The organism is Vibrio sp. A1-b2 (assembly GCF_021726015.1).
Classification (GTDB): Bacteria; Pseudomonadota; Gammaproteobacteria; order Enterobacterales; family Vibrionaceae; genus Vibrio; species Vibrio diazotrophicus.
Genome location: NZ_JAKKCI010000013.1, coordinates 1 through 23,117, shown reverse-complemented (window position 1 = coordinate 23,117; position 23,117 = coordinate 1). Strand labels below are relative to the sequence as shown.

The 23,117-nt window shown below is 44.0% G+C and carries 17 protein-coding genes, 1 tRNA gene and 1 rRNA gene; 8 read left to right on the top strand and 11 right to left on the bottom strand.

Annotated elements, in window-relative coordinates:
* Nucleotide 1: 1 nt before the first annotated feature.
* Genes L3V23_RS19170 through L3V23_RS19145 form a run of 6 tightly spaced genes read right to left on the bottom strand, consistent with a single transcriptional unit; the run spans nucleotide 2 to nucleotide 4,642 of the window.
* Nucleotides 2–1,129, bottom strand: a complete 1,128-nt coding sequence (locus L3V23_RS19170; protein WP_102966917.1) for an AAA family ATPase — start codon at nucleotides 1,127–1,129, stop codon at nucleotides 2–4.
* A gap of 2 nt (nucleotides 1,130–1,131) precedes the next feature.
* Complete coding sequence (locus tag L3V23_RS19165) at nucleotides 1,132–1,680, bottom strand: pilus assembly protein FlpD (protein WP_102966916.1); 549 nt, start codon at nucleotides 1,678–1,680, stop codon at nucleotides 1,132–1,134.
* Nucleotides 1,681–1,695: 15 nt separating this feature from the next.
* Nucleotides 1,696–3,111, bottom strand: coding sequence for a type II and III secretion system protein family protein (locus tag L3V23_RS19160; protein ID WP_276573994.1), 1,416 nt, complete (start codon nucleotides 3,109–3,111; stop codon nucleotides 1,696–1,698).
* Nucleotides 3,112–3,114: 3 nt separating this feature from the next.
* Nucleotides 3,115–4,002, bottom strand: a complete 888-nt coding sequence (gene cpaB / locus L3V23_RS19155; protein WP_237292791.1) for a Flp pilus assembly protein CpaB — start codon at nucleotides 4,000–4,002, stop codon at nucleotides 3,115–3,117.
* A 9-nt stretch (nucleotides 4,003–4,011) separates the two neighbouring features.
* Nucleotides 4,012–4,428: a prepilin peptidase gene (locus tag L3V23_RS19150; RefSeq protein WP_237292789.1), complete on the bottom strand. Its 417-nt coding sequence runs from the start codon at nucleotides 4,426–4,428 to the stop codon at nucleotides 4,012–4,014.
* Nucleotides 4,429–4,441: 13 nt separating this feature from the next.
* Complete coding sequence (locus tag L3V23_RS19145; protein WP_237292787.1) at nucleotides 4,442–4,642, bottom strand: Flp family type IVb pilin; 201 nt, start codon at nucleotides 4,640–4,642, stop codon at nucleotides 4,442–4,444.
* Between the two features lie 258 nt (nucleotides 4,643–4,900).
* On the opposite strand from L3V23_RS19145, the gene L3V23_RS19140 reads away from it, so the two are divergent.
* Nucleotides 4,901–8,407 (top strand): DUF1566 domain-containing protein, encoded by a 3,507-nt coding sequence (locus L3V23_RS19140; RefSeq protein ID WP_237292785.1) that lies wholly within the window; start codon nucleotides 4,901–4,903, stop codon nucleotides 8,405–8,407.
* A gap of 10 nt (nucleotides 8,408–8,417) precedes the next feature.
* Nucleotides 8,418–9,167: a DUF1566 domain-containing protein gene (locus L3V23_RS21445; RefSeq protein WP_237292784.1), complete on the top strand. Its 750-nt coding sequence runs from the start codon at nucleotides 8,418–8,420 to the stop codon at nucleotides 9,165–9,167.
* A 159-nt stretch (nucleotides 9,168–9,326) separates the two neighbouring features.
* Here L3V23_RS21445 and rep read toward each other — a convergent pair whose 3' ends face one another.
* A complete protein-coding gene (rep, locus tag L3V23_RS19130) occupies nucleotides 9,327–11,342 on the bottom strand; it encodes a DNA helicase Rep (RefSeq protein WP_102954951.1) in 2,016 nt (671 codons plus the stop codon).
* Between the two features lie 270 nt (nucleotides 11,343–11,612).
* Between rep and L3V23_RS19125 the strand changes: the two genes are divergently transcribed.
* The 3 genes from L3V23_RS19125 (at nucleotide 11,613) to L3V23_RS19115 (ending at nucleotide 16,207) form a co-directional block, all read left to right on the top strand.
* Entirely contained in the window at nucleotides 11,613–12,719 is a 1,107-nt protein-coding gene (locus tag L3V23_RS19125; RefSeq protein WP_102964119.1) for an efflux RND transporter periplasmic adaptor subunit, read from the top strand.
* Nucleotides 12,720–12,730: 11 nt separating this feature from the next.
* Complete coding sequence (locus L3V23_RS19120) at nucleotides 12,731–15,838, top strand: multidrug efflux RND transporter permease subunit (protein WP_237292783.1); 3,108 nt, start codon at nucleotides 12,731–12,733, stop codon at nucleotides 15,836–15,838.
* Between the two features lie 117 nt (nucleotides 15,839–15,955).
* Complete coding sequence (locus tag L3V23_RS19115; protein ID WP_042489818.1) at nucleotides 15,956–16,207, top strand: accessory factor UbiK family protein; 252 nt, start codon at nucleotides 15,956–15,958, stop codon at nucleotides 16,205–16,207.
* 165 nt (nucleotides 16,208–16,372) lie between these two features.
* Here L3V23_RS19115 and ilvC read toward each other — a convergent pair whose 3' ends face one another.
* Nucleotides 16,373–17,857: a ketol-acid reductoisomerase gene (gene ilvC / locus L3V23_RS19110; RefSeq protein WP_102954948.1), complete on the bottom strand. Its 1,485-nt coding sequence runs from the start codon at nucleotides 17,855–17,857 to the stop codon at nucleotides 16,373–16,375.
* Nucleotides 17,858–17,994: 137 nt separating this feature from the next.
* Between ilvC and ilvY the strand changes: the two genes are divergently transcribed.
* From ilvY to L3V23_RS19095, 3 genes are all read left to right on the top strand, one after another.
* Nucleotides 17,995–18,885: an HTH-type transcriptional activator IlvY gene (gene ilvY, locus L3V23_RS19105; RefSeq protein ID WP_102954947.1), complete on the top strand. Its 891-nt coding sequence runs from the start codon at nucleotides 17,995–17,997 to the stop codon at nucleotides 18,883–18,885.
* A gap of 272 nt (nucleotides 18,886–19,157) precedes the next feature.
* Nucleotides 19,158–19,832, top strand: a complete 675-nt coding sequence (locus tag L3V23_RS19100; RefSeq protein ID WP_042489826.1) for a response regulator transcription factor — start codon at nucleotides 19,158–19,160, stop codon at nucleotides 19,830–19,832.
* Nucleotides 19,816–21,102 (top strand): HAMP domain-containing sensor histidine kinase, encoded by a 1,287-nt coding sequence (locus L3V23_RS19095; protein WP_102966912.1) that lies wholly within the window; start codon nucleotides 19,816–19,818, stop codon nucleotides 21,100–21,102. Before L3V23_RS19100 ends, L3V23_RS19095 begins: the two co-directional genes overlap by 17 nt.
* A 55-nt stretch (nucleotides 21,103–21,157) precedes the next feature.
* Here the strand turns inward: L3V23_RS19095 and nagE are convergent, their stop codons facing one another.
* From nagE to rrf, 3 genes are all read right to left on the bottom strand, one after another.
* On the bottom strand, nucleotides 21,158–22,645 hold the full coding sequence (gene nagE, locus L3V23_RS19090) for an N-acetylglucosamine-specific PTS transporter subunit IIBC (protein ID WP_237292782.1): 1,488 nt from the start codon (nucleotides 22,643–22,645) through the stop codon (nucleotides 21,158–21,160).
* A 155-nt stretch (nucleotides 22,646–22,800) separates the two neighbouring features.
* A tRNA-Ser gene (locus L3V23_RS19085) sits at nucleotides 22,801–22,891 on the bottom strand.
* 107 nt (nucleotides 22,892–22,998) lie between these two features.
* Nucleotides 22,999–23,114 (bottom strand): 5S ribosomal RNA (gene rrf, locus L3V23_RS19080).
* Nucleotides 23,115–23,117 lie beyond the last annotated feature (3 nt).

Below are 23,117 nucleotides of genomic sequence, written 5' to 3'. Positions count from 1 at the left end.
CTTACCCTTTGCGCTCTGTAGAAGAGCCCCCTAGCAACTGACCCAACTGAGTTATTTTCTTGCTCAATTTTGTACGCACAGTTAATAGAGGTACTCCCTCTCGCTCTGATTTTTCCATCGCTTTGGCATCAAAAGGTAGTTCAACACTAATATCCAAACCGAGTGTTTTTGACATCTCTTGCTTAGGCACTCGACCTTTTGCATTTCGGCATAAGTTACCGACTAAGATTTGGCGCTGAGTTTTCACCGGTGCGTTGACTGTTAGTTTGGTTAAATAGCGAAAGCTGTTCAGGCTGTAGTCTGTAACAAAAATGCAGTTGTCTGCCTGCGCCAAAATCGCCCTCATCGCTGGGTGATTCAAGTCGGGAACATCAACAATAACCGTCGCATAGTGCTCCGCTAACGCTTGTACCACTTGTACTGGTTGGTCAGCGTCATCATGGGGAAGCTGGCTGTCCTGAGCGTAGAATAGATGTAAACGATCCGTCAGTTGATGGCTGCTGTGTGCCAACAAGGTTTCATCAATACGCTCCGCATCCTCAATAATATTCTCTAGATGCGGGTCATAATCCGTACCTAGCAGTATTGGGTGCTGACTGTGGAACAAATCAAAATCAACCAGTGCAACAAACTGATTCTGAGTTTCGGCAAGAAAATACCCAAGGTTGGCCGCAATGGTGCTAGCACCACATCCGCCCGTACTGCCTAAAACACAAATAACCCTTCCCTGTCGCAAAGGTTTGGCAATCTGGTAGCCTTGCAAATGCAGCAAGCTCAACCGTATTGCATCAACATCGAGTGGCGTCGTGTGATAATCATTAACGCCAGCAAACATTAAACTGCGATAAAGAGAAACTTCCTGCTTCTTACCCAGCACAATCAATTTCATCTGCGGTGGACAGTACTCTGCAAGGTTTCTCAACGAACCTTCCAATCCAATACAGTCACCACCATCCACGATAAGTACATGAGGTACACCGTGCTTCACACACCACTGGCGAGCATCTTCAATACTGCCTTTATGTATTTCAATATTCTGGGTTGTTAGGTTTTTATCTAATTGTTCAAATACTTGCTGGCTGTGATCATCGAGAACAAAAGCAACAACATTAAATACACTTTCTGCCACCACTATTCTCCTGTCACTGGCTGTCTTTCTGCAGACTTCAACTGATTACCAAACAGACGCTGCACCGCCCCCGTGGTTAATGCACTGGTACCCTGCTGATATTGTTCTCCTTCATGCCACGCTTTTTTATTCACAACACTCAAATAGCGATTTCTCAACTGCTGACAGGCATAGGTCGAAACAACCAGATCTTGCTGGTTAAAACGGCAGGTATTTGGCTCCAGATCTACTGTTATTTCGGCATGAACCACACTCGCACCATTTGGTTGATGTCTAATGTCTACGGGCATAACAACGAGCTCCGTCAGGTGTGATTTCAAACGTTGTTGAGTTTTTGAATCCAGACGACCACCATCCAACAACACGGTGAGATAGCCTTCTTCTTCACGCAGGTTTAGAGGTGCTACAGCTGCTAGCAAATCTTGCTCTAGCCGACTCACTGTTGTTTCGAGCGTTTGCTGATCCTGAAAGCGGGTATGTGGCTTTGATTCGTACGGATGCTGGCACCCCATAAGTAAAAGAAGGCCCAACGCAGTTAAAACTAATCTCATATCATTTACCTGCTGTTAATAGTTATAGCCGTAGTTGCCAAATAAACGGGTGCGGTCATCATGGGTGTCCCCCATATCTCTCAGAAACAGTCGTTCAAATCGGTTAGCTGGACGGAAGCGATCAAGCGGCGTAGTCAACTCGCTCGGGTCACTGGTAGGTTCAACCAGCCGAGCAGTGGCAATGATGACCAACTCACTCTCTGAATTTTTGAAACTATTACTGCTAAAGAAAGGAGCAAGAATCGGGATTTCGCCCAGAAATGGTAAAGACTCAATCTTGTGATCCTGATAGGTACGCACTAACCCTGCCAGAGCGAAGCTTTGCCCGTCGGCCAGCTCAATCGTTGTGGTCGCTCTGCGGCTTTCAATACCGGGAACTTCAACACCGGCAATAGAAACACTGTGCTCCCGGCTGAGAGTAGACACTTCCGGAGCCACCGTTAAACTAATCTGATTATTACTTAGCACCGTCGGTGTCAGTTCTAGAGAAATACCAAATCGTTTAAATTCGATGCTCACGCCATCGTCACTGTTATCAACAGGGAAAGGGAATTCACCACCAGACATGAAAGTAGCGGCCTCACCAGATTTAGCCGTTAGGTTAGGTTCAGCCAACACATTAACTAAGCTATTTTCCACCAGCGCATCAATAATGACATTCAAGCCGTGTTGCCCATCAGTCGGCAAAGTGTTGGTTGGGAATTTATTTCCGGGAGTAACACCAAGTGCCGTTTGTAACGTGTCCCAAGTTCCCCATCGCATATTGCCAATTGAGCTCCAGCGTAAACCTAACTGCTCACTGGTCGAACGTTCCATTTCTACAATTCTGACGGAAATATTTACCTGAGCACTGCCCAATGTTTTAAGCTGATTAACCACTAGTGGATACATACCGATGCCACCACCAGGTTTAGCTACCCCTTCACTACGGCCACCGGCACTGCTCTGTTGAGGAGCAGCGGTTAAATCTTGCTGTTCTTTATTCTGTAGACCTTTGGCAAAGCCTGAAGCAAGGCTAAGAATATCGTGCGCTTGCAAAGCGTTCGCAACTTCCCCCATCACAATGATCGTCCCTTTGCTATAAGCAAAGTGCACATCCGCTTCTGGAAACGCATGCCTAACACTGCGCTGCAAATCCGATAGATCAGCAGAAACGGCGACTTGGTAATGCGCTAAAGTTTTCGCGCCTCCACCCAGCAACAGAACATCCGTCTCGCCCAGAGCTTTACCTGACAACATGACATGTCTACTTGAAGGCGCATGGACAACCAATACACTCGGGTCTGATACAAAAATGTCCTGAATATCCTCATTGACGGATATGATGCGATTTTGATTAATGTGTAAATCAAGTGAGTTCTGCGCAGAATTTGCCAATGTAGAGAAAGGCACAACCAAGGCGATTAAAAGAATAATATGTCTAAGCATCATGACTTATCTCGTTGTACTTCTTTCTTGAGTGCGAACTTCTGCGCCAGCAAAAATCCGAACAGAATGTTCAGGTTTACCTGAAGGGTGATGGTTGTCAGACAGTTGCTCATCCCATAACGTCTTCGGACTTTCAGACGGAGCAGCATCTTGCTCAAGGTGACCACGCAGTATCAAAGAAAGATTACCAAGCTGTTTTGCCAGTAACAGACGTTGCGCGCCTTCAGGAGTCACTTCAAATGTGACCGGAAGTGTCTCTCTCATCCCAGCAAGTTCTTCAGTTCCTTTCTGCTGCTTTGGTCCACCCAAAAGATGAGTTAGCGTGCCGTTTATCGCCAATAAACGCGTATTTTGTAATATCACGCTGGTTGCATGTTTATTGATCTCACCAAACCCCTGATTTGAAGCATGGGTGTTTTCGCTGGTCAAAATCACGTCGACGAAATTTCCGGGACGAAGCATGTCGTAGTTCATTCCTGCCAGTGTCATTTCAACCGTTACAGCTCGCATTCCGGGGGATAACATTGCAGACATATACTGGCTCTGATCAGGGCGAATAAGATCCGACATTATTAGGGGTTGATTAGCTTTTACGGTACGGGTTAACAAGCTTCCTTCGATATCAGCAGCCTGGATGAAACCTTCTAGAAAAACCTCGTTGAGATCTGCTCCTTTATCTGAAGTCAGAGATTCCCAACGAAGATCTTTCGCACGAATTAACGCTCCCGCTTGAATCGGATATTTGGCTACTAATACTTTAGGAATCACTGCTTCTTCCACAACCTCATCAATGGTTGTCTCTACTTTTTTCTTGGGTTCGGTATTGAACCAAAGCAATGCAAGCATCCCACTCAGAACGATTCCACTGAGTAAAATAAAAACTAATTTCTTCATGAATAAGAGCTACATGTAGTGGATGGTTGTCATGGCTGCCCCACTTATTGCTACTGCATAAGGCAATGTTTGGGATGGTGTTCCGATTATTACGCCATGCCTAACCATTCGATTGAAAACCACATAAATGACACTTAGGACTCCCCCCAACAAAGCGGTTGTAATCAACATCCAATACCACTGCTCTAACGAAGCATAAGCACATATGGCCAGTAACTTGGAATCCCCTGCACCAAGCCAACGATGGTGAAACGCGAAAATACCAAATGCAAAAATGGATAGAAAAACCAACAAAGAGGAGACAGAAAACGGAGTGTTTACACTAATTACAACCATCAATAACAGCAGTAGTACATTAGGTATCTCACGCTTAAACACGTCATTCACAGCAATAACAGCCAGCACACTCGCCGTTATAATTTGCAATGAAAAATAAGAATCACTCTCCACCACTACCCATGTTCATCCCATCAATAATAGTTTGGAATTTATCTTTCAAAGCGGTGATAAAAAGCCCATCTGAACCAAAAATCGCCAAAATACCAGCAGCCAAACCTGCGGCCAGAATTCCATACTCAATCGCTGTAGCCCCACTTTCATCATCAAAATAGCGCTTAATCAGTGTGATAAAGTCATTCACCGTTCAATTCCCCCAACATTTATACTGTTAAAACCAACTTATTTGAGAATTATTATCAATATCGTTGTAAAAATCAATCTCATTTATATAATAACTCCAAAATATATCGAAATATAAGATTTATAACCGAGATTTATCCTTTTATACGATATTTACATCTTTTACAGTACGAAATAATGAATGATTATTTTTGTGGCGAGTCGCATTTTTAGCATCGTCATCTCGTGTTAATTACATAATTGTGCAAAGGAACTAATAATGCTCTTTAAACAACTTATTGCCTTCAGTGCGATAGTTTTTGTGCTAGCAGGTTGTAGTGATCAACCCATGAAAGAGGATGGGAGAAATCCACCATCACGTGGAGATAATACTAATGGAGTAAACAGCTCTACACCTGATAACGGAGACAATGACTCTCCCTACTCAGGCTCTCAACCGCCGTCTTTAACTGACCCGACTTCAGACAATAATAATGGGACAATTCCCTCTCCCGCCTTATCACCGTTAGCTAGAAAGTCATTAACGATTTCCGGTATGGTTTCGGGTAGTCAGGCAGAAGATACCTACGCATTTAAAGTGTGTGTAGGCCAAGTATGCGACTCTTGGCAACAATTGATGTCTGAGGGAATGTATCAATACAAGTTCCAACTATCTCAATGGCCGACCAACATCCCTGTGACCATCGAAGGCAATAAGAGAGCTAACTCAGCGAGCCAACTCTCAGACGCGATTGATGCGCTGTCGTCCTCCTATTTCAAAACAGAGGTCGCCCCATTTGAACAACTGATAAAAAGAGACAGTAATGACGATGGAATGATTGATGAGAAAGAGGTAGCAACACTATCACTCAATACTGTAAACATGGCTTATCATGCTGTAGCGAAACACCTACTGAACACTAAATTAAGTAACTACAATCAGTTACCTTATGAGTCCAAAGCTCAAGCAGTACGTCAACATTTGTCCAATAACAGTAAAGCATCGCAACTCAAGCTTTCACAGAGTCAAATACAGGAAATAACCGCGCACATTAACAGCCAAGACAGGAAAATTTTTGGTGAATACTCTTTACAGTTAACACCAGAGCAATGGGCTGACCTCGATGGTCCATTAAACACCAATAATGATCAAAAAGTTGTAAACATCAATGCAGCACAACTTAAAGAGATCCATCACAATGCTTGGTATTCCAAAACCCAAGGTCCATTAGCCCTCAGTGTAATTCAAACGAATGCTATTCATAATGAGCAAATCTATACCCAACAACTCGTTCTAGAGTTAGCGGCTCTTTATCAAATGCTCCTGAAACCCAACACGACAGATCTTGTCTTCCGTCAGTTTGACGGAAGAGCACTCGTAGAGAAAATAGAATCTAAAACGGTTACACAAAACTATAACGTTCCAGTTAATAGCAAAATGCTACGAGAGATTGGAATGTTTGACATCCCAACCAGTCATGAAGCAAAGGTTGAGATTAGCCTAGATACAATGAACCGTGCTTATGACAAATACCAAAATGCAATAGACAAAAGCCCAAAGGGGGACTTCCCAGTCGCTATTAGGCATGCCTTGTGGCCTAAATCAAATAAAACCTTTGAACAACTTAGCGAACAACTATTAAAAGAGGCAGATTCAAACTCTTCATTAGAGTTATGGCAACACTACCAAAATGAGTTTGCAACTAGTCATCAGTCGACTCCTATTTATCTGGAGCTAAGCAAAGTCCTTACGCCGGATACACAGAAATCGTATCTATATCAAAGCCAAACACAAGATTTGATAAACTCTGGACATACTCACCCATTAAAGCCAGCAATCTTAGCTCTAGCGCCGGAGCGTTACTTAAAGATCAGCGGCCTTTTTCCCCAAGAACTCGAGCAAGCTTCAATGAGTATCGTATTAGGCAGTCGCCCTAAACCAGCATGGGAAGAAATAGGTACATCCCCAGAACGTCATCTACCTATTGACCTCATTGATAGTGAAAACCAACGACATAAAGAATTAAACCTAAGTGGTGAAAATCACTTTGTCACTACGATCGTCCTACGCGACATAGATAACTTATACACGCACTGCCAACCGGGATTATTGGGTAAAAATCAACATACCTTTGATGAAATGCAGGACACTTTAACCATTCATATTCGTGATGAAAAAACGGGGGTGGAACTACGATCTGTTCTCGGATCTTTTTGCGACATTGCTCAGATCGACCAACTTCAGGGCAATAAAAATGGCGTACTCAGCTATGAAGAGTTTGAAAGGCTTAATGTGGGGTATATCAGTACCGCTCAAGCAGCACTACTTTTTAAATCATCACTTTCTTCATGGGGGGGGCCTAGCAGTATTATCCCCTTAACGCACCAAAGCATTATCGATAGATACAACCAACTACCGCGTAAACAAGTGGAGCTATTAGCTGCATTTATAGCTTTACAGGCAAAAGGTTCACTATTTGACTCTACCGTCGACGTTGGTGAACTAGGATCATTATATGAAGATCTATTAACACTGATCGATATTACTTTGGGTGGTTACCGTCTCAGTCGAGACAATTCAATACCTTCAATAGAAGATCTGCAAAGTAAGTTCGCTAATCGTTACGCGATTAACCAAGTTCTAATAGCAAACCCTGACGTAAACATATCGCATATTATTCAAGCTATCACTCAGCGATTAGGTGATTCAGAAGTCGACCAGTATTACTTTCCGACTGGTATTCGGCCAGGAAGTTGGGTGACAGTTTATCCTGTCTCGGCAATAGATGTGACTTGCCAACAAACAATGCAAGACAATCAACTCGTTGGATTAAGAATCGAAGGTAAAGGACAGAACGAAACTGGTCATTGGGTTACCATCGGCTGGGATGAACAGGCAGGCGCCTCTAGCTATACATTAGGCTGGGGAGAAAACCGTTTCGAGCAACTTATTGAAGCGCAAAACGTATTGGCGATTAATGAATATGGAAGAATGCGTGCAACCGTATCTGGCTTAGATTCCACAAAAGAGTATTACATCCGAGTACAGAGCAATACCGGCAGCCCAAGTGCACTACTATCTTACTCCCCGAGTAATATTCACGTCGCAGATTCTAGAGTTCTTCAAGGCTTAGCTGGCGATGATAGTACTCGCGGAAGAGATAGCAACTCAACTTGTGACCCACTGACAGGCAAAGCTGAAAACAGCAATGATGATGGTATACTTGGTGCTCGCTATCTCAAGTTAGACAGTACTGGTAAACCAATACTTCGCCAGGATTTAAGTCATAGTATTTTGCCTTTTGCTTGTGTGTTAGATGCCCATACTGGTCTTGTATGGGAAACCAAACACCAACGCGGGGATGACGAAGATCCTACCATCTATGACAGTGACAATAGGTTTGTCATTCAACCTGCCAATGGTGTAACTCAGTTTGGTGGTACCTGTACTAAACATGAAACCAATGAAATTTCGACCGACCCTAACCAGTGTACTGTCACGAAACAAGTTCAGACATTTAATAGCGTAGAGCGCTGTGGATTAAATAACTGGCGAATGCCGACCTTACATGAGGCGATTGCCTTAGTGGATTTCAACTCTGAGTCTTCTGGTATCGACCATCATTATTTTCCATACATACAAGCGATGTGGCTAGACACGCCGAGTTTAGACGCTACAAGTTACCTTTCGTTGTCATTACAAAACCAAAATACAGTAAGTAACAATATCAACCATTATCGGCCGTTAATGTTAGTTAGCGATGGCTTTCATGTTGAACAACAATAAGGAGTAACACGTGAAATTTTTAACATTAAGCCTAGTAATCACAATCACTTCAGCTCATGCGGCTGAAAGTAACCAAGAATGCAGAACCGGGACAAATTTAAACCCGAACAATCGCTTCAGCCAACATATCATCGCCACTGATGCGGGTGATTACAAAGTCGTGAATGATACAGCCACCGGATTGCAATGGAGCTATTGCTTTGTAGGCCAACAACTTGATGGAAACCAATTAGAATGCACTGGGCAGCCAACTGTACCATACGGTTTTAAAACTAAAGGTTATGTTGATGTACGTCAGTTGACGATGGTACAAGTACAACAGGAGAATCAAAGCTTAGATGCACGAAATCAGTCTTGGCGGCTTCCCAACATCAAAGAACTCCTCAGTATCTATAACGAAAACTGTAATCCCGCTATCTATCCTATATTCAGTTACGCTATTAATGCTTATCCTGAAGAAATCACGAAATTGACAAGCGGAAGGCCCGCTGGTGACGGTAAAGATGTCATTGAAGCAGCTCTTGAACAAGCGCGAGCTATTGAAGATATTGATACAGTCGCTCGTATAGAAACAGCCACAAAATACAAAGGAGAGGCATATAAAAACTATACTGTGCTTTCCGATACTCCTTTAATACATAGAGATTATAAGACTTATTACAGCATTAACTTTAAAGGGTGGGGTAACACTTTCAACAATACTCCGTTCTTGCAGTCAACGGGGCTACTAAGGTTAGTTCGCGAGATCCCAAAGCCTTAAAACTATGCCCAAGCTACTGAAGTTGCAGTTAGGTGGCAAGTGAGTAAGTTCCCATGAGCATAGATAAATTATGTGATTGGGGTGAGGAAACGTAGCCAACACCGCTGTAGCTTCAAGTAGGGAGAGTATATAACGCCCAAAATCACTCTGGGCGTTAAACTATTTCTTAAACATTGCCCTTAAATTAGCAATGTGCGCCTGCCCTTTCGCCATACGCTCTTCTGCCGTTTGTGGTTTTTTCTGACTTTCCCATTCCACATCATCAAACGGAAGTTCATCCAAGAATCGGCTTTGTGTCGGCTTTATCAGTTCACCGAACTGGCGGCGCTCTTTACACATAATAAAAGTCAGTTCCCGCTGCGCACGTGTGATACCTACGTACATTAAGCGACGTTCTTCTTCTACATTGTCTTCATCAATGCTGGTTTGATGCGGCAGAATACCTTCTTCAGAACCGAGCAAGTAAACGTACGGAAATTCAAGACCTTTCGACGCATGCAAAGTCATCAGCTGCACAGCATCACTATCATCATTGTCTTCCCCACGTTCCATCATGTCACGTAGGGTCAATCGTTGAACCACTTCTTTCAGTGTTTTCTCTTCTTTATCTGGATTATCACCTTCTAAGTCGGCAACAATCCAAGAGTAAAGATCAGAGACGTTCTTCATTCGCATCTCTGCCGCTTTAGGGCTTGATGAGGTTTCATACAACCAGTCTTCGTAGTTGATATCGCGAACCAGTGAACGTACTGCTTCAACCGTATTACCACGTTCCGCATTATCAGCGATCGCGACCAACCACTGAGTAAAACGCTGTAAGTTCTCAAGACCTCTTCCCGATAAATGCTGTTCTAAACCCAGTTCAAAGCTCGCTTCAAACAAGCTTTTTCCTCGCATATTGGCATAGCTGCCCAGCTTTTCCAGTGTGACAGGGCCTATCTCTCTGCGAGGTGTATTGACGATGCGTAAGAACGCATTGTCATCATCTGGATTCACCAACACTCGCAGATAAGCCATGATGTCTTTGATTTCAGCACGAGCGAAAAACGACGTGCCACCGGAGATTTTGTACGGAACCCGGTTTTGCGTCAGATACTTTTCAATCAATCGGGACTGGTGGTTACCGCGATACAAAATTGAATAATCTCTGTATTCGGTTCTATTAAGAAACTTATGAGCAATGATTTCTGCGGTTACACGTTCAGCTTCATGTTCATCGTTTTTCGCTAAGATGACTTTGAGCTTTTCCCCATCAGGGATCTCTGAGAACAGCGATTTTTCATACACGTGCGGGTTGTTCGCAATCAGGATGTTAGCTGCACGAAGAATACGGCTGGTAGAGCGGTAATTCTGCTCCAACTTAATCAGTTTTAAATTGGGAAAATCTTGGCCAAGCAACACCAAGTTCTGTGGTTTCGCTCCACGCCATGAATAGATGGACTGATCATCATCGCCAACGACGGTGAGACGTGCTCGTTCACCCACCAGCAGTTTTACCAGTTCATACTGACTGGAGTTGGTATCTTGGTATTCATCGACCAATAGATATCGAATACGATTTTGCCAGCGTTGGCGAACTTCTTCATTGCCACGCAAAAGCATTACAGGCATGAGAATCAAATCATCAAAATCCAATGCGTTATAAGCGCGCATCTGGGTTTGATACATTTCAAAACAGAAAGCAAACAACTGCATTTGTTCACCTTGAGCAATCGCTTTGGCGTGCTCAGGCGTAATCATGTCATTTTTCCAATTGGATATGGTACTCATCAACTGGCGCAGCAAGTCTTTGTCGCCATCTAACTGCTTTTCCGTTAACTCTTTTAGCAACGCCAACTGATCTTGATCGTCAAACAGAGAGAAACCCGCTTTTAAACCAAGGTGCTTAAACTCACGACGAATGATATTCAAACCTAAGGTATGGAAGGTGGAAACCATCAAACCTCTGGATTCTTGGCGTCCTAAAGTCTGTCCAACACGCTCTTTCATTTCACGCGCCGCTTTATTGGTAAACGTTACCGCTGCAATATTGCGCGCTTTATAACCACACTGCTGAACTAAATAGGCTATTTTGTTAGTGATTACACGAGTTTTACCCGAACCAGCACCCGCTAAAACCAAGCATGGGCCAGATACATACTTTACGGCTTCGTCTTGTCTAGGGTTCAGCTTCATAGTGTTCTCGAGTCAATAAATAAAGGCCGCTTATGATAATCCGCATAAGCGATCAATTCCAACTAAGTTAAAAGTGTAACTATTTATCATTTTATTGCACAAGTGTATTGCAAAATAGATGCTTCGTTGCGCATAATACCGCCAACTTATGAAATTATCTTTTCCCGAGCAGAATCCTCTTCTCGGGTTTACTCGTTAGCAAACGTGTTTAATGGCTTGATTTAAAGTAACTAAATATCAATCCAACACGAACTTGGAGCTCTGAGCCAAATGAAAAAGTGGACCTTTTTTATGTTACTGATCGCTGTGCTACTTTTTGGCAGCGTGATTGGTTTCAATTTATTCAAGCAACAGAAAATCGCCGAGTATATGGCAAACCGTCCTGAACCAGAGTTTCCTGTTACTGTCACTGAAGTAACAGCCAATGACTGGACACCAGTGATTGAAGCTATTGGCTTTATTGAACCAAACCAAGGTGTCACGTTAACCTCTGAAACTAGTGGAGTGATTGACAAGATTACGTTTGAATCAGGTACTCAGGTATCTGCAGAGCAACCTTTGGTATTGTTGGATTCAAAAGTAGAAATTGCCAACCTAAAAAGTACTCAGGCTCGCCTACCTGCCGCTGAAGCAAAATACAAACGCTATAAAGGTCTTTACACCAAAGGCTCAATTTCAAAAGAGTCTTACGATGAAGCCGAAGCGAACTATTTGTCTCTGTCTGCGGATATCGAAAGCCTCAAAGCAGCGATTGAACGTCGTGAAATCAAAGCGCCATTTGCTGGCGTAGTGGGTATCCGTAATGTTTACCTAGGTCAATACCTTCAACCGGGCACAGACATTGTACGTTTGGAAGATACCAGCGTAATGCGTCTGCGTTTTACGATTTCACAAACCGATATTTCACGCATCTCGCTAGGTCAAGAGGTTAATATTTTCGTTGATTCTTACCCAGAAACTTCATTTACCGGTTCAATTACAGCCATTGAACCCGCTGTCAGTGTGCAGAGTGGCTTGATTCAAGTTCAAGCAGATATCCCAAACAACGATGGTCTTCTTCGTAGTGGTATGTTTGCTCGAGCGAATATCATCTTACCGAAGTTGGTTGACCAAGTAATTGTTCCGCAAACTGCGATTACCTTTACCCTGTATGGCGATAGTATCTATGTCATGAAAAAGGTGGATGGTGTTGATCGTGTAGAGCAGCGCGTCGTAAAAGTTGGCGAACGTAAAGGAGCGGATGCTCATGTCCTTAATGGTTTAGAGATTGGTGATGTTGTAATCACCTCAGGACAAGTTCGTCTAAGTAACAATTCGAAAGTTCGTGTAGTAGAAAGCAGTGCAACTACTCCACCAGCTCAAACACCGATGCTGTAATTGGAGGACTCATGCGCTTTACTGATGTTTTTATAAAACGTCCAGTTCTCGCGATATCAATCAGCGTTTTGATCGCTTTGCTTGGTTTACAAGCGGTGTTCAAAATGCAGGTGAGTGAATATCCGGAAATGACGAACACAGTAGTAACGGTTTCAACCAGTTACTACGGTGCCAGTGCCGACTTAATCCAAGGTTTTATTACTCAACCTTTGGAGCAAGCCATCGCTCAGGCTGACAACATTGACTATATGACATCATCATCCGTATTAGGTAAATCCACTATTACGGTGATGATGAAGCTTAATACTGACCCAAATGCTGCTCTATCGGACATATTGGCAAAAACCAACTCTGTTCGTTCGCAACTACCGAAGGAAGCAGAAGATCCGTCTGTAACCATGTCGACCGGTTCAACGACAGCTGTTTTATATATCGGTTTTACCAGTGACGAATTGGCATCTAGTCAGATCACTGACTATCTGGAACGTGTAATCAACCCGCAGCTATTTACCGTAAACGGTGTATCCAAAGTCGACTTATATGGTGGTATGAAATACGCGCTACGCGTTTGGCTTGACCCTGCCAAAATGGCGGCACTGAACCTGACTGCTAGCGATATTATGGGTGTATTGAATGCCAATAACTACCAATCAGCAACTGGTCAAGCAACGGGTGAGTTCGTCCTCTATAACGGTAGTGCGGATACACAAGTATCGAACGTGGATGAACTTAAGAACCTGGTTGTTAAAACGGGCGAAGGTTCTGTCATCCGTTTGAGCGATGTAGCTAAAGTCTCTTTGGAAAAAAGTCACGATGTTTATCGTGCAAGTGCTAATGGACGCGAAGCGGTCGTTGCTGCTATTAACGCAGCGCCAAGCGCGAACCCAATTAATATTGCCGCTGATGTGTTAGAACTTTTGCCTCAGCTACAGAGCAACTTACCTAGCACCATTGAAATGAATGTGATGTATGACTCTACCATCGCAATTAATGAGTCGATTCAAGAGGTAATTAAAACCATCTTAGAAGCGGCGTTAATTGTACTGATCGTCATTACATTATTCCTTGGCTCATTCCGTGCAGTACTGATTCCTATTGTAACGATCCCGCTGTCACTGATCGGTGTTGCGATGGTAATGCAATCAATGGGCTTCTCATGGAACCTGATGACCTTGCTGGCAATGGTACTGGCCATCGGTCTGGTTGTAGATGATGCGATTGTTGTGTTGGAAAACGTTGACCGTCACATCAAGCTTGGCGAGACACCATTCCGTGCTGCGATTATTGGAACACGAGAAATCGCAGTGCCTGTTATCGCGATGACGTTAACTCTAGGCGCGGTATACGCTCCTATCGCCATGATGGGTGGAATCACCGGTTCTTTGTTTAAAGAGTTTGCTTTGACGCTTGCGGGGGCGGTATTTGTTTCAGGTGTAGTCGCCTTAACACTGTCGCCAATGATGTGTTCAAAAATGCTGAAAGCAAATGCAGAGCCAAGCAAATTTGAGCAAAAGGTTCACCATATCCTAGACGGGATGACAGAGAGATACGCTCGAATGCTGGACGCTGTGATGCAACGTCGTCCAGTCATCATTGCATTTGCTTTCATCGTGTTTGCAAGCTTACCAATGCTGTTTAAGTTTATCCCAAGTGAACTTGCGCCATCAGAAGATAAAGGTGTTGTGGTACTGATGGGTACTGGCTCGTCAAATGCGAACTTGGACTATCTGCAAAATACAATGAATGACGTGAATAAGATTCTGTCAGAGCAGAAAGAAGTTCAGTTTGCTCAGGTGTTTACCGGTGTTCCAAACTCAAACCAAGCGTTTGGTATCGCATCTATGGTGCCTTGGAGCGAGCGAGAAGCAAGCCAAGCTGAAGTGACTAACCGAGTGGGTACGTTAATCCAAAACATTCCGGGTATGGCTGTGACTGCGTTCCAAATGCCTGAACTGCCGGGTGCAGGTTCTGGTCTGCCAATCCAGTTTGTTTTGACGACACCAAACAGTTTCGAAAGTCTGTTTACCATCGCCACTGAAATATTGACCGACGTTAAATTGAGCCCGTTGTTTGTTTATTCAGATTTGGATCTGAATTACGACTCCGCAACAATGAAAATCAATATTGATAAAGACAAAGCAGGTGCTTATGGCGTAACCATGCAAGACATTGGTACCACACTGGGTACCATGATGGCGGACGGCTATGTGAACCGAATTGACCTAGATGGACGCTCTTATGAAGTTATCCCACAAGTGGAGCGCAAATATCGTCTAAACCCTGAGTCGATGAAGAACTACTTCGTTCGCGCGACTGATGGTAAAGCGGTGCCGCTAGGTAGCTTGATCAGTATTGATGTTGTCGCAGAACCTCGTTCACTGCCACACTTCAACCAGTTAAACTCCGCCACCATTGGCGCAGTGCCATCGCCAGGTACCGCAATGGGTGATGCAATCAGCTGGTTTGAGAATGTTGCAAAAACGAAGCTTCCTAGCGGATATAACCATGACTACATGGGTGAAGCTCGTCAGTACGTTACCGAAGGTAATGCGCTTTACGCTACATTCGCTTTAGCTCTAGCTATCATCTTCTTGGTTCTCGCTATTCAGTTTGAATCATTGAAAGATCCACTGGTCATCATGGTATCGGTACCTCTGGCGATTTGTGGTGCGCTGATTACGCTGGCTTGGGGTGCATCAACCATGAACATCTACTCTCAGGTAGGTTTGATTACTCTGGTTGGCCTGATCACCAAACACGGTATTCTGATTTGTGAAGTTGCAAAAGAAGAACAGCTTCATAATAAGAAATCCCGTATTGAAGCTGTTACTGAAGCAGCGAAAGTTCGTCTTCGCCCGATTCTGATGACAACCGCAGCGATGATTGCAGGTTTGATCCCGCTGATGTACGCAACCGGTGCAGGTGCGGCTCAACGCTTCAGTATCGGTATTGTTATCGTCGCTGGTCTTTCTATTGGTACGCTGTTCACACTGTTCGTATTGCCCGTGATCTACAGCTACCTAGCAGAAAAACACAAACCACTACCAGTGTTTGTCGAAGCAAAAGAACTCGAAGCTCTGGCGCGTTTTGACAAAGAGCAACAAGCGAGTCATGAATAACTTCATGTTCTCATAATCACAAAAGGTCACATCTGTGGCCTTTTTTATTGCAGCAATTAACGACTTTCTGGTGCGAATTGAATAGAATGTTCACCAGAAAGATAGGAGAGAAACCCGATGTTTGACCCAAAGAAACTCGAGCAAATTGCTAAGCAAATTCACGAATCAATGCCTCAACCGGTCAAAGAGCTGGGTGCGGATGTGGAACAGAAAGTTCGCCAAGTAATTCAAGGCCAGCTTAACAAACTGGATGTAGTGAGCCGTGAAGAGTTTGATGTACAAACTCAAGTGCTGCTTCGCACTCGTCAGAAGCTGACTGAGATGGAACAAAAGCTAGCAGAGCTGGAAAGCAAACTGGCTGATAAATAATTCTATTCATCGATAATTTCAATGTTCGATAATTCGATAAATAGTAAAAGGGCTGAATCTCACGACTCAGCCCTTTTTGTTCTTGTTGTGTTTGCTTTTATATTTATTGCGGTAACGCTATGCCAGCCTTTGAAATTTTAGTGTTTGGCTGGCATTTATTTTCTATTAGTCACCAACCGCGATGCGCTTCATGTCTTTCATGTAGCCACGTAGCTCTTCACCGATGTATTCCACTGGGTGGTTACGGATGATGCTGTTCACTTCGATAAGTTTCGCGTTATCTACTTGGTTAGACGTTTCGCCTAAGCCTTTACCGATTACGTCAGTACCTACGTTTGGCATGAACTTCTCACGTAGTAGAGGCGTTGCAACGTTAGCGAATAGGTAGTTACCGTATTCCGCAGTATCAGAAATAACCACGTTCATTTCATACAGACGCTTACGAGCAACCGTGTTCGCAATCAGTGGAAGCTCATGTAGTGATTCGTAGTAAGCTGACTCGTCGATAATGCCTGATGCAGTCATTGCTTCGAATGCCAGTTCAACCCCAGCACGAACCATTGCAATCATTAGAATGCCGTTATCAAAGAACTCTTGCTCACTGATCTTAGCGTCTGATGTTGGGTAGTTTTCGAATGCAGTCTCTGCTGTCTCTGCACGCCAGCCTAGAAGGTTCGCATCGTCATTTGCCCAGTCAGCCATCATAGTGCTAGAGAAGTGACCAGAGATGATGTCATCCATGTGCTTGTTGTACAGTGGACGCATTAGCTCTTTTAGCTCTTCAGAAAGCTCGAATGCTTTGATTTTCGCTGGGTTAGACAGACGGTCCATCATGTGAGTGATGCCACCGAACTTCAATGCTTCTGTAATGGTTTCCCAACCGTATTGAAGTAGACGACCTGCGTAGCCTGCATCGATACCTTCAGCAACCATTTTCTCGTAACAAACGATAGAACCCGCTTGCAACATACCACATAGGATAGTTTGCTCACCCATTAGGTCAGATTTTACTTCTGCTACGAATGAAGACTCTAGACAGCCTGCACGGTGACCACCAGTTGCTGCAGCCCAAGCTTTAGCGATATCCCAACCTTCACCTTTAGGGTCATTTTCTGGGTGAACAGCGATAAGAGTAGGAACACCGAAACCACGTTTGTATTCTTCACGTACTTCAGTACCCGGACACTTAGGCGCAACCATTACAACAGTAATGTCTTTACGAATTTGCATACCTTCTTCAACGATGTTGAAGCCGTGTGAGTAACCTAGTGCAGCGCCTTCTTTCATTAGAGGCATTACTGTTTCAACAACGTTTGTGTGTTGTTTATCAGGAGTTAGGTTTACTACTAGGTCTGCTTGAGGAATAAGATCTTCGTAGCTGCCTACGTTGAAACCGTTGTCTTTTGCATTTTTGTAAGACTGACGTTTTTCGTCAATTGCTGCCTGGCGAAGTGCGTAAGAAACATCTAGACCTGAATCACGCATGTTCAGACCTTGGTTAAGACCTTGAGCACCACAACCTACGATGACAACTTTCTTACCTTTCAGGTAATCCGCTTCTGTCGCAAACTCTTCACGATCCATGAAACGACAGCGGCCTAGTTGGTCCAATTGTTCACGTAGATTTAGGGTATTGAAATAGTTAGCCATTGTGGTGCTCCTGTAATTATCTTTCCGTAGGGTCGGTGGCTCTGCACCGAATGAGTTCATACTAAAGCAGACATTTAATTGCTGAAAGTGATATATTCACAATTAGTTATTGCAATAAATGCAACGTGGAAAAGTTCATGAATATCAAAACCATCAAATTGTTTCTCAATATCTGCGACAGCAAGAATTTCAGCAAGTCGGCCACATCCATGCATGTCAGCCCTTCCGCTTTGAGCCGTCAAATACAGAAGTTGGAAGATGAGATTGGTCACCCGCTGTTTATTCGCGATAACCGTAGTGTAGAGCTGACTCCAGCGGGGGAAAAGTTATTACCAGTTGCTATAAAAATGGTTCACGACTGGACGCAATTTCAGTCTCAAATCAACGCACAAGATCATGAACTCAAAGGTGAAATTCGCCTCTTTTGTTCAGTAACCGCAAGCTACAGCCATCTTCCGCAGCTACTGAGTGCATTCAGACTTAAGCATCCATTCATCGAATTTAAGTTGCTTACCGGTGATCCTGCTCAGGCAATCGATAAGATTTTAAATGATGAGGCAGATATCGCAATTTCCGCCATGCCTGAGAGCTTACCGTCTAAAGTTGAGTTCACCACCATCAGTGAAATACCACTTTCAGTAATTGCGCCGATAGGAATTAGCAGTTGGGTTGAAGAGCTGCATAAAGAAAAACCTGACTGGAACCAGATTCCTTTTATTGTTCCCGAATCAGGAACCGCCCGCGATCGTGCCAATACTTGGTTCAAGAAAATGAAAATCAAACCGAGCATCTATGCACAGATTGCTGGTCATGAAGCGATCGTCAGTATGGTAGCACTCGGTTGTGGTGTCGGAATCGCACCCGATGTCGTAATTAACAACAGCCCTGTGCGAGACAGTATACAACGCCTGTCCTACTCCCCGATTAAACCCTTTCAACTCGGGGTTTGTTGCCGACGCTCACAGCTGGATAACCCATTGGTTAGAGCATTATGGGAACTGGCTGAAGGAACATTTATTTCTCAATAAAGACATGCACTAAACGTAGAGCTGCCAGTATTAAAACGGGTAAATTCGCACACCGAAGTTAACACGGTTTCATTAACTATCTTTAATCTTTCCAAAAGGCCTGCTCAATATAGGTTCACATACAATCTGCACGACAACCTATATACAAAGCTGCAATGTTTAACGATTTACCCCCTAAATCGTATTGGCTCGCATTAGTCACGCGAGCCTACTTTTTTCATTCCCTTCCTACTTGCTTTCACCAGTAAAGTACCAATCAAAAAGGACATCCTATGAAAATACTCATCATTGAAGATGACAGCACAACCCGAGAGTTTGTCAGTAAAGGGCTAACGGAACACGGCTATGTTGTTGACCAAGCAGAAGATGGTAAGAAAGGGCTGATGATGGCGCTAAGTTCTGAATACCAACTGATCATCCTAGACAGAATGTTGCCCTACCTTGATGGAATGAAAGTGCTGGCCGCGATTAAAGCCGCTGAAGAGCAGCTTCCTATACTGATATTAAGTGCAATGGATAGCGTCAATGACCGCGTCGATGGTTTGCAAGCGGGTAGCGACGACTACTTGATTAAACCGTTTGCATTGGCAGAGCTTATTGCAAGAGTCGACATCATTATCAACCGCACACATAGACCCCAAACTACTCAACACGTCCTTAATTACCACTGTTTACAAGTCGATCTCAAAGCACACAAAGTGACCTGCAATCAGCAGGAAATCATTCTTCAGCCGAAAGAGTTCCAACTTATTCAATACTTTGTAGAACATAGTGAGCAAGTGGTATCGCGCATGCGTCTGTTCGAAAATATCTGGAGCTATCATTTTGATCCTAGAACCAACGTCATTGATGTGCATGTAGCGAACCTACGCCGCAAGCTGGAAGATGCCGGATGTTCAGGGCTGTTACATACGGTGAGAGGTGTCGGGTATGTCCTTCGTCGATGACTATGCATTAACTCGTTCATCCGTATTTAAAACATTGGTAAGTCTGTTTTTACTCGTGACTCTCATCAACATCATAGTGATACACCAAGTCTACAGAGATTCAGATAATTTCCACCGCCAACAACTCGCCAGACAACTCAATGAAGAGATTTTGGAGTTCAACTTTGCAGCACAGCAGAGCACGGAAGATGTAAGACAACTTTTAGAAACCAAGCGATCCGCCACAACTCCTTTCTACTACAACCTGATTGAAACTGACGAAACCGACTTGCCACACTCTTACTACCCAATCGATTTGCAAAGAAACATGCATAACATTCTGGTCGGTAACAACCTCAAGCTGGAGATCGGTGTAAATAAAACCGCAGTTGAAGAATATCGAAAATCCCTCATTCCGATTGTCTTCTCTGGGATCATTCTTCCTGTTGCCGTCATGATTATATCTGCACTGTTTTTCACTGTACTTATTCTCAAGCGGTTGGAAAAAGTAAATCACGCTATGAATCGCGTTCTGTGCGGAGAGCATAACGTCAAAATAGCGGTTTCTCGGCAGGATGATGAATTTGATATTTTAGCCATTCATCTCAACTTCATGATTGAACAAATGGCCAAGAACGAATCTAGCCTTAAATCTCTGACCACAGGTTTAGCTCACGATATGAGAACACCGATGGCGAGGCTTAAACTGCGTCTCGAAGACATTCTAGATCAAGACAAGCTATCGCTCTCTCAAAGAGCGAGTATTTCCGCTTGCTATGATGAGTTGGAACTCATCCTGTCACTGTTCAATAGCATGCTTGAAATTGCCAAACTGAACAGCGGCCAAATCAATATCAGTAAAGAATCCATCGATTTAGGCAAAGTAACTCAAGACGCCATAGAGTTCATAGCCCCAGTAGCTGAAGCGAAACAACAACGCTTAACCTTCAGGAAAGACACCCTTTGCGAGGTTACCGGAGATCGCTCGCTGCTGTTTAGAGCCGTATTTAACCTGCTGGAAAATGCAGTGAAATACACTCCAAGCGGTGGATCGATTGATATCGTTGCTGACTGCTATGGTGTTGTCATCGCCGATACTGGAATTGGTATTTCCGACTACGACAAAATGTATGTTTGCCGCCCTATGTATCGGGCTGACCAAAGCCGTTCTGAAGCAGGCAATGGTCTAGGGTTATCTCTGGTTGATGCGGTCGTTAATCTGCATAACGCACACCTGTTCTTGCGTGACAACAATCCGGGTCTACGTGCACGGCTATATTTTGATAATTAATCCACATAAAAAAGGCTAAGTCACCGCTTAGCCTTTGTCTTAATTTGATATCCAGTTAAGCAGAGAAGTTAGGAACCACTACATCCGATAGATCTTGTGTCTCTGGAATAAGCTTCATCGAGTGAGCCACTTCTTCGGCTTCTGTTCCAATAATTACCTGCAAGTTATTCGCACCTATCTTCACTACGCCCATCGCCCCTATGGCTTTAAGCGTACGCTCATCAACAATGGAAATGTCTTTCAACGTTAAGCGAAGGCGCGTAATACATGAATCGATAGAAGTAAGATTACTATGACCTCCCAACGCTTTCAGATACTGAGCAGCTTTCTCATTGGTTGTCGTTTCGTTATCTTCAGCAACCTCTGCATCTTCGCGTCCCGGTGTTTTCAAATCAAACTTAACGATAGCGAATCGGAACACGCTGTAGTAGATAACCGCGAAGGCAAACCCTTGTAGGATCAACATGTATGGTTTGATTGCGAGAGGCAAATTGAAAGACAGAATGAAGTCGATTAAACCACCGCTGAAAGTGAAACCCGCAAACCACTGCATACTCGCGGCGATATAAAGGGATAGCGCGGCAAGCAAAGCATGAACAACATATAAAGCTGGCGCCACAAACATAAATGCAAACTCAATAGGTTCAGTAACGCCGGTTAATATTGCGGTCAGTGCTGACGCCCCAAGAATGCCGCCAACTCTTTTCTTGTTCTCAGGCTTAGCACAGTGATACATAGCCAAACATGCAGCAGGTAAACCATATCCCATAAATGGGAAGAAGCCCGCTTGGTACATACCTGTGACGCCTAATTCGCCAGTCCCAGACCAGAACTTAGAAATGTCGTTAATACCGACAAGGTCAAAGATGAACACCTGATTCAGTGCATGATGTAAACCAACGGGAATAAGAAGACGGTTGAAGAAACCGTATATGCCAGCACCAGCTGCGCCCATTTCAGAAATAGAAACGCCAAAGTTAACTAAGGAGCCATAAACTGCAGGCCATACGTAAACCATTACAACACTGATCAGAATAGAAGCCAGTGAAGTCACTATGGGCACGAAACGTTTACCACCAAAGAAACCTAATGCAGCAGGCAGTTTGATAGTGTGGAAACGGTTATAAAGAGTGGCAGCCACTATCCCCATCATGATACCGGTAAATGCACTAACAGCAGCCGCGGACGCAATCAGTTCCGAAGAACTCATATCAGCGACAGGCACTCCGGTGATCTGAGAAATCACGGCAGGATTTCCGACAATCATCTCGACAATTAGCAGACCAAGTAATCCAGATAGCGCGGCGGCACCGTTATTATCTTTCGCTAATCCATAAGCGACGCCAACCGCAAACAACCAAGCTTGGTTATCCATAATCCCTTTACCACCGTAAACCAGTACAGCAGCCAATGGGTTATTCGCCCCCCATCCTGATGGGTCTAAAGCGTAGCCAAGGCCAAGCATCAAACCACCGGCAGGCAGCACGGCAATAGGCACCATCAGTGCTTTACCGATTTTTTGTAAGTATCCTAAAATGTTCACGTTTTATCCTCTTGCGTTTAATTGTTAAGAGAGGATACGAGCAGGATGATTAAGCGGTGGTTGTGTGCAGATTAAGTTTTATTAATCTTTTCACGATGGTTTTAGAAAAGGTACAGACAGCAAAAAGCCCGCTATTTCTAGCGGGCTTTGCAATGTGGCGGAGAGATAGGGATTTGAACCCTAGGTACGCTATTAACGTACGCCGGTTTTCAAGACCGGTGCTTTCAACCACTCAGCCATCTCTCCACAAATTGTCATCGTCAGATTAGTACACTGATGATGTTTGTTACTCGTTACTACAAGTAACCTTACCTTTTTATCTTCACTTTTAAAAAAAGTGAAAGAAAATAAAAGCCTGGCGATGTCCTACTCTCACATGGGGAGACCCCACACTACCATCGGCGCTAATTCGTTTCACTTCTGAGTTCGGCATGGAATCAGGTGGGTCCAAATCGCTATGGTCGCCAAGCAA

What these genes read in the sequence shown, in the direction of transcription:
- L3V23_RS19115 (WP_042489818.1), top strand. Translation starts at nt 15,956, where the DNA reads ATGTTTGACCCAAAGAAACTCGAGCAAATTGCTAAGCAAATTCACGAA.
- rep (WP_102954951.1), bottom strand. Translation starts at nt 11,342, where the DNA reads ATGAAGCTGAACCCTAGACAAGACGAAGCCGTAAAGTATGTATCTGGC.
- L3V23_RS19095 (WP_102966912.1), top strand. Translation starts at nt 19,816, where the DNA reads ATGTCCTTCGTCGATGACTATGCATTAACTCGTTCATCCGTATTTAAA.
- L3V23_RS19140 (WP_237292785.1), top strand. Translation starts at nt 4,901, where the DNA reads ATGCTCTTTAAACAACTTATTGCCTTCAGTGCGATAGTTTTTGTGCTA.
- L3V23_RS19120 (WP_237292783.1), top strand. Translation starts at nt 12,731, where the DNA reads ATGCGCTTTACTGATGTTTTTATAAAACGTCCAGTTCTCGCGATATCA.
- L3V23_RS19100 (WP_042489826.1), top strand. Translation starts at nt 19,158, where the DNA reads ATGAAAATACTCATCATTGAAGATGACAGCACAACCCGAGAGTTTGTC.
- ilvC (WP_102954948.1), bottom strand. Translation starts at nt 17,857, where the DNA reads ATGGCTAACTATTTCAATACCCTAAATCTACGTGAACAATTGGACCAA.
- L3V23_RS19165 (WP_102966916.1), bottom strand. Translation starts at nt 1,680, where the DNA reads ATGAGATTAGTTTTAACTGCGTTGGGCCTTCTTTTACTTATGGGGTGC.
- ilvY (WP_102954947.1), top strand. Translation starts at nt 17,995, where the DNA reads ATGAATATCAAAACCATCAAATTGTTTCTCAATATCTGCGACAGCAAG.
- L3V23_RS19125 (WP_102964119.1), top strand. Translation starts at nt 11,613, where the DNA reads ATGAAAAAGTGGACCTTTTTTATGTTACTGATCGCTGTGCTACTTTTT.
- L3V23_RS19160 (WP_276573994.1), bottom strand. Translation starts at nt 3,111, where the DNA reads ATGATGCTTAGACATATTATTCTTTTAATCGCCTTGGTTGTGCCTTTC.
- cpaB (WP_237292791.1), bottom strand. Translation starts at nt 4,002, where the DNA reads ATGAAGAAATTAGTTTTTATTTTACTCAGTGGAATCGTTCTGAGTGGG.